An 18,652-nucleotide genomic window follows, 5' to 3' on the forward strand; every position below is an offset into this window, starting at 1 on the left:
GGTCTCTCGGTTAAGGCGCTCAGCGGAACGCGCCTATCAGGGTATCGAACAGCGAGCGGGCAACTTGAATGACCTGGGCCGACGCGCTGTAGTACTGCTGGAACTGGATCAGGTTGGCCGCCTCTTCGTCGAGGCTCACCCCGGACAGCGAGTCGCGGCTGTCCTGCGCCTGCTTGAGCACGGTCTGCGAGGCGTCGGCGCTGGCGCGCGCCTGGGCGGTCAGGGTGCCGACCCGCTCCACCAGTCCACCGTAGGCGTCGTTGTAGGTAGACCCCGTGCTGCCGGTACCGCCCACCGTCGGCTTGGTCTGCAAGGCATTCAGGTTGAGGGCGTTGCGGTTGTCCGAAATGCCGTCCTTGTTGAAGCTCAGGGTGAAACTGTCGCCAGTCTGCGGCACGTTGGACAGGTTGAACTCGTAGGTATAGGTCTGGCCGCTGCCCGGATCGGTATAGGCCATGCGCACGCTGTTGCTGGTACCGCTGTTCAGCGTCGGACTGCCGGGCAGCGCGTTGCCGTCCTTGTCGACATAACTCCAACCGGCCGGCAGCGGCGAGGTCATGGTGTAGGTCTTGCCATCCGCGCTGACCGTCGCGCTCAGCGGCAGACCATTGGCGCCGAAGGCGTTCTGCAGAACCGCCGGATCGATCGGCGACGGTCCGCCGACCAGGTTCGGCTGGCCGATGGCGCCGCTGCCGCGGTTGTTGGTGGTTGCCTCGGCGCGAGCGGACCCGGCGAAAGCCAGTTGCGAAGCGTTCTTCAGGGTTGTCTCGATATCGCTGGCGCCGCGCCGGGTCGGCTGCAGGGTGAAGCGGTCGCCCGCGGCCGGCAGTTGGTCGAGGGTCACGCTGAAGCCCTGGTCGACGCCGTTGGCATCCTTGAACGAGAGGGTGTAGGGACCGGTACCGCTGACCGTGACCTGCATGCTTGCGTCGTCGCCCAGGCGCCGCGCGGTGAAATTGGTGCCGTCGAAGTCCAGGCGGAAATCGCTGGAATTCAGCTTGCTGGTATCGGTGATGTTCAGGTTGGCGTGGACATTGCCGGTGTTGCCGTTCTTCGCCAGGACCCGCAGCGCCGTGATGTCCGGATCGTTGATGTCGCCGAACAGGTTGGCGCCGGCCTTGCCCGCCAGGTCCAGGCCCTGCCCCAGTTGCTTGTTGACGGTATCGGCGAAGGTCAGCGCAAGTTGGCCGAGCTTGTTGTAGGAGCTATCCAGGACGGTATCGCGATACGCCAGCAGGCCGCCCATCTGCCCGCCGGAGACCAACCGGGTCACGTTTTGCGTGGAGTCGCCAAGCGTGAGCTGCACCTGGTAGCGGGTCGGGTCGTCCAGCCCCGGCACCACGCTCAGCGTCGAAACGGTATTGCCCACCACCAGCGGCTGGCCGCTGCCGATGAACAGGCTGACGCTGTTGTCGTCCTGGGTGACCGCGGTCACGCCGACCATCTCGGAGAGCTTGCGCACCGCTTCGTCGCGCGCGTCCAGCAGATCGTTGGGCACGGCCCCGGCGGATTTCGCCTTGGCGATGGCATCGTTGTACTCGGCCACGCTCTGGCTGAGATTGTTCACCTGCGAGGTCAGGGCACCCAACTGCTGGTTGATCAGGCTGTTCTGCTTGTCCAGTTGGTCGTAGAGGGTATTGAAGGTCTTGCTCAGGCCCTGCGCCTGGGCCAGCACCGCCTCGCGCGCCTCGGTCGAGGACGGGTTCTGCGCAGCGGTCTGCAAGGCGGAAAAGAAACGCTGCATCGCCGGGCTGACCCCGGTGGTGTTATCCGCCAGCAGCGAGTTGAGCTGGTCGATCTGGCCCAGGAAAGCGCTCAACTCGCTGTTCTGGCTGGTGGCGTTGCGCAACTGGCCGGTGAGGAAGTCACTGGCCAGGCGGCGCACGTCGACGATCTGGCTGCCCGAGCCCATGTAGCCGGCACCGCTGAACTGCGGGACCTGGGTCTGCTGGATGGCATCCTGGCGGCTGTAGCCCGGCGTCTTGACGTTGGTGATGTTGTGCCCGGTGATGGTCAGCCAGGTCTGGCTGGTGCCGAGGCCGGACAGGCCTATCGAGAGTAGGTCGGACATGGGTCAGTTCCTCCTTGCTCAACCCAGAGGCGGCGTGCCGGCGGCGGCGACGGCCTGGTAGGTCTGCATCTGTCTGGCGATCTGCGCCACCTTGCGGGCGTACTGCGGATCGGTGGCGTAGCCGGCGCGCTGCAGTTCCTGCATGAAGCGCTCGGGGTTGGCGGCGCTGTCCAGGGCGTTCTGGTAGCGGTCGTTGCCCTGGAGGAAGCTGACGTAGTCGTGGAAGCTCTGCTCGAACGACGAGTAGGAGCGGAACGCCGCGACCTCCTTGACCGCCTTGCCGCCTTCGTATTCGGTGGTGAGGGCGCGCGCCGAGGCACCATCCCAGCGGCTGCCGGTCTTGATGCCGAACAGGTTGTGGCTGCTGCCGCCATCCTGCTGGCGGATGATCGATTTGCCCCAGCCGGTCTCCAGCGCGGCCTGGGCCACCAGGTAGCGGGCATCGACGCCGATCCGCTCGGCGGCCTTCTGGGCCATCGGCAGCATGGTGGCGATGAACTCGTCGGCCGAGGCGAACATCGACTTGCCCCTGGCCAGCGGCGGCTGGGCGATGCGCCGGCTGCCCTGGCTGTCGACGCCATCGGTGGAGAAACCGCGGCGGCTCGCCGCCGGGTAGCTCTGCGCCGGCAGGTAGCTGTCCTGGCCCAGGCTCTGCATCTGGCTGGCGGCCGGCGAGGCGGAGGGAACGATGCCGGCGAGCATGCGCTCGGCCAGCTTGCCCGGCAGCGCCAGGCGCCTCTGGTTGAGCAGCTTCGAGTCGTCGCGGCCGGCTTCCGGCATCGGCAGGGCCTTGCCGGCCTGCGCGCTGGGGTTGCTCGGCCAGCGACCGGCGCCGTTCTCGGCGACCCGGGCGAACGGGTTTTCGCCGTTGCCCCTGGAGCCTTGCTTCATCTTCGACAACTGGCGCACCAGCACGTCGGCCAGGCCGATGCCGCCGGCATTCTTCGACAGGCTCACCGACAGTTGCTGGTCGTACATGTCCTGGTACTGCTTGGTGGTCTGGCTGTTCATGAAATTGCCGTCGCCCAGCGCTTCGTTGGCCGAACGCATGGACTTGAGCATCTCGTTGAGGAACAGCGATTCGAATTCCTGGGCGACCTTGCGGATGTTCGCCTCGCCGTCGCGGTCCTTGCCGACCTTGAGCTGGTTGAGGCGGTTGAGATCGGTATAGGAGCCGCTGTCGGGGCCTGCGCCGATACCGCTGAGCAAACGGGAATCCATGGCGTCGTCCTCAGATCACGATCAGGTCGGCCTGCAACGCGCCGGCCTGCTTCAGGGCTTCGAGGATCGCCATCAGGTCGCTCGGCGCGGCGCCGACCTGGTTCACCGCGCGGACGATGTCGTCCAGGGTGGTGCCGGGACCGAACTTGAACATCGGCTTGGTCTCCTCCTCGGCGTTCACCCGCGAGCGCGGCACCACCGCGGTCTGGCCGTTGGAGAAGGCACCGGGCTGGCTGACGATCGGGTCTTCGGTGATGCTCACGGTCAGGCTGCCGTGGGTGACGGCGGCCGGCGATACCTTGACGTTCTGGCCGATGACGATGGTGCCGGTGCGCGAATTGATGATGACCTTGGCCACCGCCTCGCCCGGCTGCACGTCGAGGTTCTCCAGGATCGACAGGTAGTCGACTCGCTGGTTCGGGTCGAGCGGCGCGCTGACCCGCACCGAGCCGCCGTCCACCGCATGGGCGACGCCCGGACCGAGCAGTTCGTTGATGCGGTCGACGATGCGCTTGGCAGTGGTGAAGTCCGGGCGGTTGAGGTTCAGCGTCAGGCTGTTGCCCTGGTCGAAGCCGCTCGGCACCGCGCGCTCGACGGTGGCGCCGGCCGGGATACGTCCGGCGGACGGTACGTTGACGGTGATCTTCGAGCCGTCGCGGCCTTCGGCGTCGAAGCCGCCGACCACCAGGTTGCCCTGGGCGACCGCGTAGACCTGGCCGTCGATACCTTTCAGCGGAGTCATCAGCAGGCTGCCGCCGCGCAGGCTCTTGGCGTTGCCGATGGACGACACGGTGACGTCGATCGGCTGGCCCGGCTTGGCGAACGGCGGCAGGTCGGCATGCACCGATACCGCGGCGACGTTCTTCAACTGCACGTTGCCGACGTTGGCCGGCACCTTGATGCCGAACTGCGCCAGCATGTTGTTGAAGGTCTGCAGGGTGAACGGCGTCTGCGTGGTCTGGTCGCCGCTGCCGCTCAGGCCGACCACCAGGCCATAGCCGATCAACTGGTTGGTCCGCACGCCCTGGATGCTGGCGATATCCTTCAATCGCTCGGCCTGGGCCGCGCCGGCGGCCAGGAGCAGCGCGGCGAGGGCCAGCAGGTGCTTGAACTTGGTCATCGCGAGCGTCCTCAGAACGGCCACAGCGGGCTGAGGAAGAAGCGGTCCAGCCAGCCCGGCTGACTGGCATCGGCGAAAGCGCCGGTGCCGGAATAGGTGATCCGGGCGTCGGCCACGCGGGTCGAGGACACGGTGTTGTCGGTGGCGATATCGTCGGCGCGGACCAGGCCGGCGATGCGCACCAGCTCGTTGCCGGTGTTCAGGGTCATCCACTTCTCGCCGCGCACGGAGAGGATGCCGTTGGGCAGCACCTCGGCCACGGTCACGGTGATCGAGCCGGTCAGGCTGTTGCTCTGCCCCGCCTGGCTGTCGCCCTTGGCGTCGCGCGAGCCGCCGTATTCGGCGCTGAGGCTGAGGTCACCGCCGCCGATCGGGTTGTTGGTGGTCATGCCGCTACCGAACAGCGAGGTCAGCCCCATCTTGGTCTTGCTGTCCTTCTGGATATCGGAGTTGGCTTTCTTGCTCGCCTGGGTCTTCTCGTTGAGGGTGATGGTAATGATGTCGCCCACGCGGAAGGCCTTGCGGTCGTCGTAGAGGTTCTGCTCGAAGCCGGCCTGGTAGATCGCGCCGTTGTTCTGCGCGGCGGGCAGCGGGGTGCGCGGCAGCACCGGCGCGTAGTACGGATCGTTCGGCTTCGGCGGTGGGCTGACGCAACCGCCCAGGGCGGTGGCGATGCCAAGCAGGGAGACGATCATCAGCCGGTTCATATCAAGCTACCTCGCGGCGTACAGCCTGGGCCCGGTCAGGGCCCGTCAAAGATTCTGGGTGACGAAGGACAACATCTGGTCGGCGGTGGAGATGACCTTGGAGTTCATCTCGTAGGCGCGCTGGGTGGTGATCATGTTCACCAGTTCCTCGACCACGTTGACGTTGGAGTTTTCCAGGGTGTTCTGGGCAACCGTGCCGAGGCCGTTGAGACCCGGCGTGCCGACCTGCGGCGCGCCGCTGGAGCCGGTTTCCAGGAACAGGTTGTTGCCGATGGCCTGCAGGCCGGCCGGGTTGATGAAGTCGGCGGTCTGGATGTTGCCGATCACCTGCGGCTGGGCGTTGCCGGTGGTGGTCACCGAGACGGTGCCGTCCTGGCCGACGGTGAAGGTCTGGGTCTCGTTGGGCACCACGATCGCCGGCTCCAGGGCGAAGCCGTTGGAGGTGACGATCTGCCCGTCGGAGTTCAGGTGGAAGCTGCCGTCGCGGGTGTAGGACACGGTGCCGTCCGGCAGCAGAACCTGGAAGAAGCCGCGCCCGTTGACCGCCATATCCAGCGGCTGCTCGGTGGTCTGCAGGCTGCCCGGGGTGAAGATCTTCTGGGTGCCGACGACGCGCACACCGGTACCCAGTTGCAGGCCCGAAGGCAGCTCGCTGTCCTGGGTCGACTGGCCGCCCGGCTGGCGCCGGATCTGGTACAGCAGGTCCTGGAACTCCGCGCGGTCGCGCTTGAAGCCGGTGGTGGATACGTTGGCCAGGTTGTTGGAAATGGTGGTCAGGTTCATGTCCTGGGCGGACAGACCGGTCTTGCTGACCCACAGTGCCGATAACATCGTCGTGCTCCTCGGGTGCCGGTTTTATGGCACCACGCTCAAGTGATTAGCTGATTTGCAAAACCCGCGCCATGGCCGCCGAATCGTCCTCGGCGGTGCGCATCATCTTCACGTGCAGCTCGAATTGGCGGGACAGCGAGAGGATCGCGGTCATCTCTTCCACCGCGTTCACGTTGCTGCTTTCCAGGAAACCGGAGACCACCTTCACGTTGGCGTCGGCCAGCGGCGCCTGCTCGCCCGGCTGCGGCTTGTAGTGCAGCAGGCCGTCGGTACCCTTCTCCATCTGCTTCAGGTTCGGGTTGACCAGCTTGATCCGGTCCACCACGGCGACCACGTTGGGGTTCTCGCCAAGGGCGCGGATGCTGATGGTGCCGTCCTGGCCGATCTCCACCTTTTCCTCCGGCGGCACGGCGATCGGTCCGCCGTTGCCGAGCACCGGCAAACCGTCGCCGGTGCGCAGCATGCCGAGGGCGTCGATGTGCATGCCGGCGGTACGCACGTAGGCCTCGCTGCCATCCGGCGCCTGGACCGCGACGAAGCCGTCGCCGTCGATGGCGATGTCCAGCTCGTTGCCGGTTTCCTGGAGGCTGCCATGGCTGAAATCGGTACCGGGCCGCTCGCTCATGGCGAATACCCGCGCCGGGAAGCTGTCGCCGAACACCTGCATCGAACGCGCCTGCTCGAAGTCGCGACGAAAGCCGCTGGTCGAGATGTTCGCCAGGTTGTTGGCATGAGCACGCATCGCCAGGGTGTTCTGGCTGGCCCCGCTCATGGAGACGTACAGCATCTTGTCCATCGAATCCTCCAGGCACCGGCACAATCCGCCGGGCTTTCTTGCAGGTTATCCAGCAAGCGCCGTGCCAGAATTCGAAAAACAATTAATACATTGATTTAAAAGGATTTTATAAAACAGAAAGCCTCCTTTCGGAGGCTTCGGGGGCAACCCCTGGCCAGGGGTTGCCGCTGGCGGCAAGGGCCTTGCCGGTGCCCGGACGGCACCGGCACGCCGTCATCAGCGCAGGTTGATGATGGTCTGGGTCACCGCATCCTCGGTCTGGATGGTCTTGGCGTTGGCCTGGTAGTTGCGCTGGTGGACGATAAGGTTCACCAGTTCGTTGGAGATGTCCACGTTGGACGCTTCCAGCGCGCCGGATTGCAGCGCCCCCAGGGTGCCCGAGCGCGGCGCGCCGACCGCCGGCTCGCCGGACTCCGCGGACTGCACCCAAGAGGTCTTGCCGATCGGCGTCAGACCCTGGATGTTGGCGAAGTTCGCCAGCACCACCTGGCCCTGCACCTTGGACTGGCCATTGGTGTAGCGGGCGAAGATCACCCCGGTGTCGTCGATTTCCAGGCCTGCCAGCTGACCGGTGGTGTAACCGTCCTGGATCGGGTTGCTCTGGGCGAACGCGGTGGAGTACTGGGTGGTCTTGCGCATGTCGAAGGAGATGCCGCTGGCGGCACCGGTCGCGCCATTCCAGGCGTAGGTCGGCGGGGTCTTGCCGTCCGAGGCCGCCGGAATCCAGCCGGTGCCGGGAGTCGGCGGATTGCCGGTGGCCGGGCTGAACTGGATCACGTTGGTGGTCGCGTCGATGCTGAAGCCCGGCCCGCTGGTGCTGCCGTCCGGAGCCCGTACCGAGGTCATCTGGCCGCTGGCGTCGAAGGTGACGTTGAAGCTCATCGGCGTCTTGTTCGACGGGTCGAGCGGATTGACCCCGTCGATCAGCACTTTCATGGTCCAGCTGTTCTCCGGAATCGGCGGGGTCGCATTCGGGTCCGGCTCGTTCTTGATGAAGAACTGGCTCATGGTGTGGGAGTTGCCCTGGCTGTCATAGATGCCCAGCGAAGAGGACGAGTTGTAGGTGGCGGCGTCGGACGGATCGAACGGCGTCACGGTCGGCGGCTTCAGCGTCGAGTTAAGGTTGTACGACTGCTGGATGCTCGAGGTGGCCTGCGGCGCCTGGTTGGCGCGCTCGACCTTGAGGTCGGTGACCACGCCGTTCTGCAACTGGCCGTTCGGCCCGACGGCATAGCCCTGCAGGCGGTAGCCGTTGTTGTCGACGATGAAATCCTGCTTGTCGGTATTGAAGTAGCCGGCGCGGGTGTAGCTGATCGCCCCGTTGTTGCTGGTGACGAAGAAGCCGTTGCCGTTGATGGCCAGGTCCAGCACGCTGTTGGTCGAGTCGATGTTGCCCTGCTTGAACATCTGCGAGACGTCCGAGAGCAGCACGCCGCTGCCCTGCGGGTTGCTGCCCGAACCCAGCACCGAGGCGGCGTAGACGTCGGCGAACTCCGCGCGGGATTGCTTGAAGCCTACGGTGCCGGCGTTGGCGATGTTGTTGCCGGTGACGTTCAGGCCGCTGGAGGCCGCCTGGATGCCGCTCAGGCCGATGTTGAAACTCATGGATAGCTCCTTGCCGGAAACGCCGGCTTACTGGCCGATGATCTGTACTTTGGACAGCGCGATGCTGCCCAGGCCTGCGAGGTTGAGCATCAGCTCGCCGCCGTTCTGCCCCAGGGTGACGCTGTCGACGTTGGCCGGCAGGTAGGTCTGGAGCCCATAGGTCTTGCCGTCGATCGAGGTCTGCGCCTCGAACTTGTAGGTGCCCGGCGGCATGATGTTGCCGCTGCTGTCCTTGCCGTCCCACATGAAGCTGACGCTGCCGGCAGCCTGCTGGCCGAGGTTGATGCGATTGACCACGGTGCCCTTGTCGTCGTAGACGTTGACCCAGACGTTGCTGCTGGAAACCGGCAGGTTGAGGGACGCCTTGAAGGTGTCCTTGGTGTCCACCACCGACTTGTCGGTCGCCACGATGACCTTGCGCCCCACCAGCGACGAGGCTTGCAGGGCCTGCGACGACTGGTAGTTGGAGAGAATGCTCTCCATGCTCTTGTTCAGCGACTGCACGCCTTCCACGGTGCTGAACTGGGCCAGTTGGGCGATGAACTCGCCGTTCTGCTGCGGCGACATCGGGTCCTGGTTCTTCAACTGGGCCACCAGCAGCTTGAGGAATTCGTCCTTGCCCAGGTTGCTGCTGCCCTTGACGCTCTGCCCGGTCTCGGTGGCGCCGCTGCCGGCGGCGCGATTGCTGCCGTTGACGTTGCCGGTGTTGCTGCTGGTGCCGCTGACGTTATCGATGCTCATGCTCTACTCCGCTCACTGACCCAGGGTCAGGACCTTCTGCATCATCTGTTTGGCGGTATTCATCATTTCCGCGTTGGTCTGGAAGGCACGGCTGGCGGAAATCATGTCGGCCATTTCCTCGACCACGTTCACATTGGGGTAATACACGTAGCCGTTGGCATCCGCGGCCGGATGGTTCGGCTCGTAGCGCGGCATCAGCGAACTCTGGTCCTCGACGATGCCCAGCACCTGCACGCCGGCGCCGGAGCTGTCCTGGTCGGCGAACAGCGAGCCGCTGTCGCCCTGGGCCTGCTGGAACATGGTGGAGAACACCGGATGGCGGGCGCGGTAGGTCTTGTCGACGCTGGAGGAAACCGTCTCGGCGTTGGCGATGTTGCTGGCCACGGTGTTCAGGCGGGTGCTCTGGGCGCTCATGCCGCTACCGGCAATGTTGAAGACACTGGCGAGGGACATGGCGGTTACTCTCCACGCAGGGCGCTGACCAGCCCTTTGAATTTGCTGTTGAGGAAGGTGAAGGACGCCTGGAAGTGCATGGCGTTCTCGGCGTAGTTGGCCTGCTCGATCTGGGCGTCGACAGTGTTCTGGTCGATCGACGGCTGGACCGGGATGCGGTACTGCAGGCTGCCCTCGCCCATGCCGAAACCTTCGGCGGCGATATGCCGCTCGTTGGTGGTGCGGGTGGCGAAGGTACCCTTGGCGGCCTTGTCCTTCTGCTCGGCGAGAACCGCGGCGAAGTCCAGGTCGCGAGCCTTGTAGTTCGGGGTATCGGCGTTGGCCAGGTTGTTGGCCAGCACTTCGGCGCGCTGGGCGCGGAAGCTGAGGGCCTGCTGGTGGATACCGAGTGCTCTGTCGAAACTGATGCTCATGGCTGCGAACCTGTTTGCCGGTGTGGCTTTCGTCGCCAACACTTCAGCAAGGCCCGTGCCAAATTATTAAAAACCTTTATATTCAATAAGTTGAGTTTATTTAAGGGCAACCCGGAAGCGGCAAGCGGCAAGCCGTTTCCGCTTGCCGGCAAGGGTGGCAAGCCCCTGGAACGGCTTCTCCGGCAAACGAAAAAAGGCCCGATATCGTCGATATCGGGCCTTTCCCATGCTTCCGGCCGCCGGGGACACGGCTCACTCGTGGCGAATGATCCGCTCGAGATCCACCGGTTCGCCGGGATGGGCATGCAGCTTGGCGCGAATGTCCTCGAACATCGCATCGTATTCCTTGTGCACCCGGGTGATCGCGCCGAACTTCGGGTGCAGGCCGTGCTTCTGGGCGACCCGCGTGGCATCGCTGGCGAAGTTGAAGGCGGTATCGCGCGGCAGCTCGAAGGAGTCGCTGAACGGCTTGCCGTCGATCTCGCCGTCCATGTCGAAGTGCACATAGGCGCCGGATTCGGCGTTCTGCCGCACCTCGTAGCGGATATGGATGTTGATGTCCTGCTGGTCGAGGCCGGGCAGGCTGACCAGATGGAGGTGGCCTGGTTCGAACATGACGAATCTCCTGGTGGGAATCGGAATCAGTCTAGCCAGGGTCGAGCGAAAGAAAACCGCCCTGGATCAGTGCAACGTCGCTTTTTCCGCGCGTTCCTGAATGACCACCCAGGGCGCCACCACCACCGCCCAGAGGGTCGGGTCGCGTTCGAGGAAGTCCTTGGCCGCGTCCTCCCCGACCTTGCTCAGGCCGCCGCCGGAAAGCCAGGCGGCGACCTTCTCGCGGTCGTCCCCGGCCAGGGCCTCGGCGACTTCCACCAGGTCCAGCGCGGCATCGACCTGGAGCAAGGCGCCACGGGCGAAGAACGGTTGCAGCTCGGCCCAGGAAATGACCGCGGTCTCGCCGAGCAGCTTGGCATAGAGGGTGCTAGTTTGTTCTGTCATGGGATCTACCTGGATTGCATGGGCGCCATGATAACGCCCGCCGGTAGCCCACGACAGCCGAAGGGAAACCGGGCCCAGGGAGGTGATGCAGGTCCGCGCCGTTTTTCTATACGTTTATGTCAACCAGGCGACACGACTCACGGGAGCTCGCCGTGCCGTGCTTTTCAAGCGACGAAGCGCCGCTCTACACTGTACCGGTACAGTTCCCGGGGTCCGTCCATGACGATCACCCGGTCTCCTCCGGCCCCCGCGGCCGCGAGACTACAACAATGACAACACACAAGAAGAGTGGAGCACTATGAAGAAGGGTACTCAGCGTCTATCCCGCCTGTTCGCCGCGATGGCCATTGCCGGGTTCGCCAGCTACTCCATGGCCGCCGACACCATCAAGATCGCCCTGGCTGGCCCGGTCACCGGTCCGGTAGCCCAGTACGGCGACATGCAGCGCGCCGGTGCGCTGATGGCAATCGAACAGATCAACAAGGCAGGTGGCGTGAACGGCGCGCAACTCGAAGGCGTGATCTACGACGACGCCTGCGATCCCAAGCAGGCCGTGGCGGTCGCCAACAAGGTGGTCAACGACGGCGTCAAGTTCGTGGTCGGCCATGTCTGCTCCAGCTCCACCCAACCCGCCACCGACATCTACGAAGACGAAGGCGTGCTGATGATCACCCCGTCAGCCACCGCCCCGGAAATCACCTCGCGCGGCTACAAACTGATCTTCCGCACCATCGGCCTGGACAACATGCAGGGCCCGGTGGCCGGCAAGTTCATCGCCGAACGCTACAAGGACAAGACCATCGCGGTACTGCACGACAAGCAGCAGTACGGCGAAGGCATCGCCACCGAGGTGAAGAAGACAGTGGAAGACGCCGGCATCAAGGTTGCCGTCTTCGAAGGCCTGAACGCCGGCGACAAGGACTTCAACGCGCTGATCAGCAAGCTGAAGAAAGCCGGCGTGCAGTTCGTCTACTTCGGCGGCTACCACCCGGAAATGGGCCTGCTGCTGCGCCAGGCCAAGCAGGCCGGGCTGGACGCGCGCTTCATGGGCCCGGAAGGGGTCGGCAACAGCGAAATCACCGCGATCGCCGGCGACGCCTCGGAAGGCATGCTGGCGACCCTGCCGCGCGCCTTCGAGCAGGATCCGAAGAACAAGGCCCTGATCGACGCCTTCAAGGCGAAGAACCAGGATCCGAGCGGCATCTTCGTCCTGCCCGCCTACTCCGCGGTCACCGTGATCGCCAAGGGCATCGAGAAAGCCGGCGAGGCCGATCCGGAGAAGGTCGCCGCGGCCCTGCGCGCCAACACCTTCGAGACTCCCACCGGGAACCTCGGGTTCGACGAGAAGGGCGACCTGAAGAACTTCGACTTCACCGTCTACGAGTGGCACAAGGACGCCACCCGTACCGAGGTCAAGTAAGCATCGTTGCAGTACGGAGCCCACGTCACCCACCGTGGGCTTTGTTTTAGTACCCGCATGATTCCGCGAGCGGCGGCCCGGCAAGGGCAGGCGAAGACCGGCAGCGTTCACTCCTGGTGGACGGGAGCGCGGCTTTCCCCTGCCTCCCGCCGGCCCGCCGCGCGCCGGATCGTGACGGGTCTCAGCAGCGTTCCGGCCCCACACCCGCGAGCCGAACGTCTACCTGCCGTACAACGGCGGGCGTTTAGCGAGAGAGTCCCATGCCCGAGATTTATCATTACCTACAACAATTGGTTAACGGCCTGACCGTCGGCAGCACCTATGCGCTGATCGCGATCGGCTACACCATGGTCTACGGCATCATCGGCATGATCAACTTCGCCCACGGCGAGGTGTACATGATCGGCTCGTACATCGCCTTCATCGCCATCACCCTGCTGGCGATGATGGGGCTGGACAGCGTTCCGCTGATGATGCTCGCCGCGTTCGCCGCCAGCATCATCGTCACCAGTGCCTTCGGCTACAGCATCGAGCGGGTCGCCTACCGCCCGTTGCGCGGCGGCAACCGCCTGATCCCGCTGATCTCCGCGATCGGCATGTCGATCTTCCTGCAGAACGCCGTGATGCTCTCGCAGGACTCCAAGGAAAAGGCCATCCCGACCCTGCTGCCCGGCAACTTCGTGTTCGGCGAAAGCAGCATGAACGGCGTGGTGATCTCCTATATGCAGATCCTGATCTTCGTCGTCACCTTCCTGGTGATGTTCGGCCTCACCCTGTTCATCTCCCGCTCCCGCCTGGGCCGCGCCTGCCGCGCCTGCGCCGAGGACCTGAAGATGACCAACCTGCTGGGTATCAACAGCAACAACATCATCGCCCTCACCTTCGTCATCGGCGCCGCCCTGGCCGCCGTCGCCGCGGTGCTGCTGGGCATGCAGTACGGCGTGATCAACCCCGGAATCGGCTTCCTCGCCGGGATCAAGGCGTTCACCGCCGCGGTGCTCGGCGGCATCGGCAGCATCCCCGGCGCCATGCTCGGCGGCCTGCTGCTGGGCGTCGCCGAAGCCTTCGGCGCCGACGTGTTCGGCGACCAGTACAAGGACGTGGTGGCCTTCGGCCTGCTGATCCTGGTGCTGCTGTTCCGACCTACCGGCATCCTCGGTCGTCCGGAGGTGGAAAAAGTATGAGCCAGTCCCTCAAGCGCGCGCTGTTCAGCGCCCTCCTCGTGATCCTGGTGTCCTATCCGATCCTCGGCCTGAAGCTGCGCACCGTCGGCATCAAGCTCGAGGTCCTCGGCGCCGATGCGCAGACCCTCTGGACCATCGCCGTGGCCGCCCTGGCCATGTTCGTCTGGCAGCTGTTCCGCGACCGCATCCCGCTCAAGCTGGGTCGCGGCGTCGGCTACAAGGTCAACGGCAGCGGCCTGAAGAACTTCCTCAGCCTGCCGTCGACCCAGCGCTGGGCGGTACTCGCCCTGGTCGTGGTGGCTTTCGTCTGGCCGTTCTTCGCCTCGCGCGGGGCGGTGGACATCGCCACCCTGATCCTGATCTACGTGATGCTCGGCATCGGCCTGAACATCGTGGTCGGCTTGGCCGGCCTGCTCGACCTCGGCTACGTCGGCTTCTACGCGGTGGGTGCCTACACCTACGCGCTGCTCGCCGAGTACGCCGGGTTCGGCTTCTGGACCGCCCTGCCGATCGCCGGGATGATGGCCGCGCTGTTCGGTTTCCTCCTCGGTTTCCCGGTGCTGCGCCTGCGCGGCGACTACCTGGCGATCGTGACCCTCGGCTTCGGCGAGATCATCCGCATCCTGCTGCGCAACATGACCGAGATCACCGGCGGCCCCAACGGCATCGGCTCGATCCCCAAGCCGACCCTGTTCGGCCTGACCTTCGAACGCCGCGCGCCGGAAGGCATGCAGACCTTCCACGAGTTCTTCGGCATCGCCTACAACACCAACTACAAGGTCATCCTGCTCTACGTGGTGGCCCTGCTGCTGGTGCTGCTGGCCCTGTTCGTGATCAACCGGCTGATGCGCATGCCGATCGGTCGCGCCTGGGAAGCGCTGCGCGAGGACGAAGTGGCCTGCCGCGCTCTCGGTCTCAACCCGACCATCGTCAAGCTCTCCGCCTTCACCATCGGCGCCAGCTTCGCCGGTTTCGCCGGCAGCTTCTTCGCCGCCCGCCAGGGCCTGGTGACGCCTGAGTCCTTCACCTTCATCGAGTCGGCGATGATCCTTGCGATCGTCGTGCTCGGCGGCATGGGTTCGCAGCTCGGCGTGATACTCGCCGCGGTGGTGATGGTGCTGCTCCAGGAAATGCGCGGGTTCAACGAATACCGCATGCTGATCTTCGGCCTGACCATGATCGTGATGATGATCTGGCGTCCCCAGGGACTGCTGCCGATGCAACGCCCGCACCTGGAGCTGAAGCCATGAGCCGACCGATTCTCGAAGTGAGCGGCCTGACCATGCGCTTCGGCGGCCTGCTGGCCGTCAACGGCGTCAACCTGAAGGTCGAGGAAAAGCAGGTGGTCTCGATGATCGGCCCGAACGGCGCCGGCAAGACCACCGTGTTCAACTGCCTGACCGGCTTCTACCAGCCCACCGGCGGCCTGATCCGCCTCGACGGCGAGGAGATCCAGGGCCTGCCCGGCCACAAGATCGCTCGCAAGGGCGTGGTGCGGACCTTCCAGAACGTCCGCCTGTTCAAGGAAATGACCGCGGTGGAGAACCTGCTGGTCGCCCAGCACCGCCACCTCAACACCAACTTCCTCGCCGGCCTGTTCAAGACCCCGGCATTCCGCCGCAGCGAGCGCGAGGCCATGGAGTACGCCGCGCACTGGCTGGAGGAAGTCAACCTTACCGAGTTCGCCAACCGCAGCGCCGGTACCCTCGCCTACGGCCAGCAGCGACGCCTGGAGATCGCCCGCTGCATGATGACCCGCCCGCGGATCCTCATGCTCGACGAGCCGGCCGCCGGCCTCAACCCGAAGGAGACCGACGACCTCAAGGCGCTGATCGCCAAGCTGCGCAGCGAGCACAACGTGACGGTATTGCTGATCGAGCACGACATGAAGCTGGTGATGAGCATTTCCGACCATATCGTGGTGATCAACCAGGGCGCCCCCCTGGCCGACGGGACGCCGGAGCAGATCCGCGACAACCCGGACGTGATCAAGGCTTATCTGGGGGAAGCGTGAGCATGCTGAGTTTCGACAAGGTTTCCACCTACTACGGCAAGATCCAGGCGCTGCACGACGTCAGCGTGGAAGTGAAGAAGGGCGAGATCGTCACCCTGATCGGCGCCAACGGCGCCGGCAAGTCGACCCTGCTAATGACGCTCTGCGGCTCGCCGCAGGCGGCCAGCGGCAGCATCCGCTACGAAGGCGAGGAACTGGTCGGCCTGCCCTCCTCCACCATCATGCGCAAGAGCATCGCGGTGGTCCCGGAAGGCCGCCGGGTCTTCTCCCGCCTGACGGTGGAAGAAAACCTGGCGATGGGCGGCTTCTTCACCGACAAGGACGACTACCAGGTGCAGATGGACAAGGTGCTGGAACTCTTCCCGCGCCTGAAGGAACGCTACGAACAGCGCGCCGGGACCATGTCCGGCGGCGAACAGCAGATGCTCGCCATCGGCCGCGCGCTGATGAGCAAGCCAAAGCTGTTGCTGCTGGACGAACCTTCGCTCGGCCTGGCGCCGATCATCATCCAGCAGATCTTCGAGATCATCGAGCAGCTGCGTCGCGAAGGCGTCACCGTGTTCCTCGTCGAGCAGAACGCCAACCAGGCGTTGAAGCTCGCCGATCGCGCCTACGTGCTGGAGAACGGCCGGATCGTCATGCACGACACCGGCGCCGCCCTGCTGACCAACCCGAAGGTGCGCGACGCCTACCTCGGCGGCTGAGCACTGTCCCGCCGTAGACTTCAGCGCCTACGAAAACGGCCCTCACGGGCCGTTTTTTTATGCCGAGGCGTACCGGCTACAGGCCGTAGCGCTCGATAGCGTCCAGGTGCGGCTGGGTGTCGACCTCCGCCGCTTCCGCCAGGCGCAGCCAGCACATGCGGTGCGGCCATTGCCCGGTGGCCTCCTGCAACGCCTGGTGCAGGTCGCGCGGCGCCTGCTGCGCAGGTGTCGCGACGGTGAAGTAGATCGCCCGCAGTTCCTCGCCGCTGCTGGCATCGGTGACCTGGTAGTCGCGGTTGCTGTGCACCCAGACCTTCCAGCCGCGCGCGTCGAGCGTTTCGCGGAAGGCGTCGAAGGCCTCGTCGCCCGGATAGACGCCGTCCACCAGCCAGCTCGGCGAGTAACCACCGCTCTCGAGGACGTGCACCACCGCATAGGTGGGAACGAAACGCTTGCGCTCCTCCTCGTCTTCCGGAGCCGGATAGATCAGGCCGGCGTCGAACACCACCCAGTCACCGACCCGCTGGCTGCGATTGCCCGGCGCGTTCTCGAGGACCCGCGCGGTCACCGGGCCGGTGCGCCGGGCGTAGTAGTCGAGCGCTTCGCCATCCTCGATGTAGCGGACGATCACCCAGCCCCAGTCTTCCTCGATCGGTCCGTCGCCGGCGGCGAACTCCATGCCCATGCCGGCAGCGACCTCGCGCAGCATCGTCCAGTCGCGCGCGGCGCTGGCGGCGGTCATCTGGTCCCACTGCACCGACTGCGGCTCCTCCAGCTTGCCGGCCAGACGCTGGTAGGCCAGCGCCGCCTCGGCGAAGCGATCCTGCTCCATCAGCGCCTTACCCAGCAGGCTGTGGGCTCCCAGCGAGCCGGGAGAAATTTCCAGCACCGATTGGCAGGCGCGCTCCAGCTCCGGCCAGTCGTTGAGTTTCTCGGCCAGCTTGACTTCGCTCCACAGCGCGATCAGCGGCACGCTGTCGGCGTAGAGCCGGCCGAGGCGCTTGACTTGGTCGTACTCGCCGCGCGCCAGCAAGGCATTGAGCAGGTAGTAGGCCAGTTGCTGCTCCTCGTCGGTGTGGCGCTCGACGTACTCCCAGAGCAGGTCGATGGCCTCGTCGTCGGCGGAGCAGGCCTGTAGCGCCGAGGCGGCCACTTCGCGCAAGGCGGTGTCGTCGGGCCGCTCGGCCAGCGCCTGGAGCAGCCACTGCACTTCTTTCTCCGGGTTGCGCGGCGCGTCTTCGCTGCCCTGCGCAGCCAGCCAGTCGAGCAACTCCGCAGCCGGCACCGGCAGCTCCTGCTGCTGCGGCGCGGCATCGATCTCCTCCCTCAACCCGGCGAGCAACTGGCTGGCGCCCCGATCGCGCTGCAACTGTTGAGCATGCTGTTCGGCCAGCGCCAGGTGGCGCCTGGCGCTCCATACCGAACCGCGTTGCAACGCGAGGCGGATGGCCTGGCTGGCAACATCGATGACCACTCGGTGCGCGCCCTTCTGCGAGTAGTGTTCGAGCATCTGCTGCAGGCGCCCGCCGAAGTCCCAGGTGTTGCGCTCAGGGGTCCGTTGCAGCAGCAGGTAGACCGCGCGCAGCCAGATCGTACGGTAGCGCGGGGCAATCTCGGAGAACGGCAGCAGCGCCTCCAGGGCCTCCTCGTCGCGCCCCAGCAACGCCAGGCCGTGGGCCTTGTACAGACGCCGCGGCTGGCTGATGTTGTTCCACTCCGCGCCCTCGACCTTCTCCTCCATCTCGCCGATCAGGGCCAGCGCCTGTTCCGCGCGCCCCAGGTTCAGCAGGATCGCCACGCGCATCTCCAGGAGGCTGTCGAATACCTCCTCGCCGGCGGCGAGGATCTTCTTCTCCTGTTCGGCCAGGAAGGCCAGGGCATCTTCGCCGCGCCCGTCGTCGAGCAGCGCCTCGGCCTTCTCGTTGCTCAGGCAGTGGAAGCAGGCCCAGGTCGGGTCGATCCGCGCCAGGGTCTCGTCGCACACCTCGATGCGTTCTTCCACCCAGCCCGGGCCGTCGACGTTGGCGTAGCACGACGCCAGGTCCTGGGTCACGCAGACCGACTGCGGGCAGGCCTGGGTGTCGTCGCGGTTGGCCAGTTCGAACAGGGAAACGGCGTCGGCCAGGGCGGTCTCGCCCTCCAGTTGGTTGCCGACCCGGTTACGCATCTCCCAGTGGCGGACGAAGATTTCCAGCCACGGGTTGTTCAACGTCCGGCTCAGCGCCTTGACCTCCGGCAACAGCGCCTCGGCGCGCTCCACCTCGAGGTCACAGACGTACGCGGTGAGTTCGTCGATCAGCCGCGCACTCTGCTCCTGGCCGGCCTCACGCAGGTCGGCGCGGAGCTTCTCCACCCAGTTCCAGATATCCATAT

General features: G+C 65.3%; 18 protein-coding genes. 5 read left to right on the forward strand and 13 right to left on the reverse strand.

Features of this window, described 5'->3' with window-relative positions:
• Positions 1–19: 19 nt before the first annotated feature.
• From flgK to HMPREF2581_RS04235, 12 genes are all read right to left on the reverse strand, one after another.
• Entirely contained in the window at positions 20–2,071 is a 2,052-nt protein-coding gene (flgK, locus tag HMPREF2581_RS04180; protein ID WP_003140599.1) for a flagellar hook-associated protein FlgK, read from the reverse strand.
• An 18-nt stretch (positions 2,072–2,089) separates the two neighbouring features.
• Positions 2,090–3,292, reverse strand: coding sequence for a flagellar assembly peptidoglycan hydrolase FlgJ (flgJ, locus tag HMPREF2581_RS04185; protein WP_003116316.1), 1,203 nt, complete (start codon positions 3,290–3,292; stop codon positions 2,090–2,092).
• Positions 3,293–3,302: 10 nt separating this feature from the next.
• On the reverse strand, positions 3,303–4,412 hold the full coding sequence (locus HMPREF2581_RS04190; RefSeq protein ID WP_003082169.1) for a flagellar basal body P-ring protein FlgI: 1,110 nt from the start codon (positions 4,410–4,412) through the stop codon (positions 3,303–3,305).
• Between the two features lie 11 nt (positions 4,413–4,423).
• Complete coding sequence (gene flgH, locus HMPREF2581_RS04195) at positions 4,424–5,119, reverse strand: flagellar basal body L-ring protein FlgH (RefSeq protein WP_003086407.1); 696 nt, start codon at positions 5,117–5,119, stop codon at positions 4,424–4,426.
• Positions 5,120–5,164: 45 nt separating this feature from the next.
• On the reverse strand, positions 5,165–5,950 hold the full coding sequence (gene flgG / locus HMPREF2581_RS04200) for a flagellar basal-body rod protein FlgG (protein ID WP_003082164.1): 786 nt from the start codon (positions 5,948–5,950) through the stop codon (positions 5,165–5,167).
• Positions 5,951–5,996: 46 nt separating this feature from the next.
• Positions 5,997–6,746, reverse strand: coding sequence for a flagellar basal-body rod protein FlgF (gene flgF, locus HMPREF2581_RS04205; RefSeq protein ID WP_003082159.1), 750 nt, complete (start codon positions 6,744–6,746; stop codon positions 5,997–5,999).
• 216 nt (positions 6,747–6,962) lie between these two features.
• Positions 6,963–8,351, reverse strand: a complete 1,389-nt coding sequence (flgE, locus tag HMPREF2581_RS04210; RefSeq protein WP_003086405.1) for a flagellar hook protein FlgE — start codon at positions 8,349–8,351, stop codon at positions 6,963–6,965.
• Between the two features lie 27 nt (positions 8,352–8,378).
• Positions 8,379–9,092, reverse strand: coding sequence for a flagellar hook assembly protein FlgD (flgD, locus tag HMPREF2581_RS04215; RefSeq protein ID WP_003111390.1), 714 nt, complete (start codon positions 9,090–9,092; stop codon positions 8,379–8,381).
• Positions 9,093–9,104: 12 nt separating this feature from the next.
• Positions 9,105–9,545 (reverse strand): flagellar basal body rod protein FlgC, encoded by a 441-nt coding sequence (gene flgC, locus HMPREF2581_RS04220; protein ID WP_003082150.1) that lies wholly within the window; start codon positions 9,543–9,545, stop codon positions 9,105–9,107.
• A 5-nt stretch (positions 9,546–9,550) separates the two neighbouring features.
• Positions 9,551–9,958: a flagellar basal body rod protein FlgB gene (gene flgB / locus HMPREF2581_RS04225; RefSeq protein WP_003082144.1), complete on the reverse strand. Its 408-nt coding sequence runs from the start codon at positions 9,956–9,958 to the stop codon at positions 9,551–9,553.
• Between the two features lie 252 nt (positions 9,959–10,210).
• Positions 10,211–10,573, reverse strand: a complete 363-nt coding sequence (locus HMPREF2581_RS04230) for a DUF5064 family protein (protein ID WP_003082140.1) — start codon at positions 10,571–10,573, stop codon at positions 10,211–10,213.
• Positions 10,574–10,639: 66 nt separating this feature from the next.
• Positions 10,640–10,957 (reverse strand): DUF2288 domain-containing protein, encoded by a 318-nt coding sequence (locus HMPREF2581_RS04235; RefSeq protein ID WP_003086400.1) that lies wholly within the window; start codon positions 10,955–10,957, stop codon positions 10,640–10,642.
• A 298-nt stretch (positions 10,958–11,255) separates the two neighbouring features.
• Here HMPREF2581_RS04235 and HMPREF2581_RS04240 point away from each other — a divergent pair, with 298 nt between their 5' ends.
• The 5 genes from HMPREF2581_RS04240 (at position 11,256) to HMPREF2581_RS04260 (ending at position 16,279) form a co-directional block, all read left to right on the forward strand.
• Entirely contained in the window at positions 11,256–12,377 is a 1,122-nt protein-coding gene (locus HMPREF2581_RS04240; protein WP_003086396.1) for a branched-chain amino acid ABC transporter substrate-binding protein, read from the forward strand.
• Positions 12,378–12,637: 260 nt separating this feature from the next.
• Entirely contained in the window at positions 12,638–13,561 is a 924-nt protein-coding gene (gene livH / locus HMPREF2581_RS04245) for a high-affinity branched-chain amino acid ABC transporter permease LivH (RefSeq protein WP_003086391.1), read from the forward strand.
• Positions 13,558–14,811, forward strand: coding sequence for a high-affinity branched-chain amino acid ABC transporter permease LivM (locus HMPREF2581_RS04250; protein ID WP_003140602.1), 1,254 nt, complete (start codon positions 13,558–13,560; stop codon positions 14,809–14,811). Before livH ends, HMPREF2581_RS04250 begins: the two co-directional genes overlap by 4 nt.
• Positions 14,808–15,575, forward strand: coding sequence for a high-affinity branched-chain amino acid ABC transporter ATP-binding protein LivG (gene livG, locus HMPREF2581_RS04255; RefSeq protein ID WP_003082125.1), 768 nt, complete (start codon positions 14,808–14,810; stop codon positions 15,573–15,575). Before HMPREF2581_RS04250 ends, livG begins: the two co-directional genes overlap by 4 nt.
• A gap of 2 nt (positions 15,576–15,577) precedes the next feature.
• A complete protein-coding gene (locus HMPREF2581_RS04260; protein WP_003086389.1) occupies positions 15,578–16,279 on the forward strand; it encodes an ABC transporter ATP-binding protein in 702 nt (233 codons plus the stop codon).
• 76 nt (positions 16,280–16,355) lie between these two features.
• Here the strand turns inward: HMPREF2581_RS04260 and HMPREF2581_RS04265 are convergent, their stop codons facing one another.
• Positions 16,356–18,650, reverse strand: a complete 2,295-nt coding sequence (locus HMPREF2581_RS04265) for a tetratricopeptide repeat protein (protein ID WP_003082116.1) — start codon at positions 18,648–18,650, stop codon at positions 16,356–16,358.
• Between the last annotated feature and the right edge of the window lie 2 nt (positions 18,651–18,652).

Source organism: Pseudomonas sp. HMSC057H01, from assembly GCF_001836405.1.
In the GTDB taxonomy this organism is placed as follows: Bacteria; Pseudomonadota; Gammaproteobacteria; order Pseudomonadales; family Pseudomonadaceae; genus Pseudomonas; species Pseudomonas aeruginosa.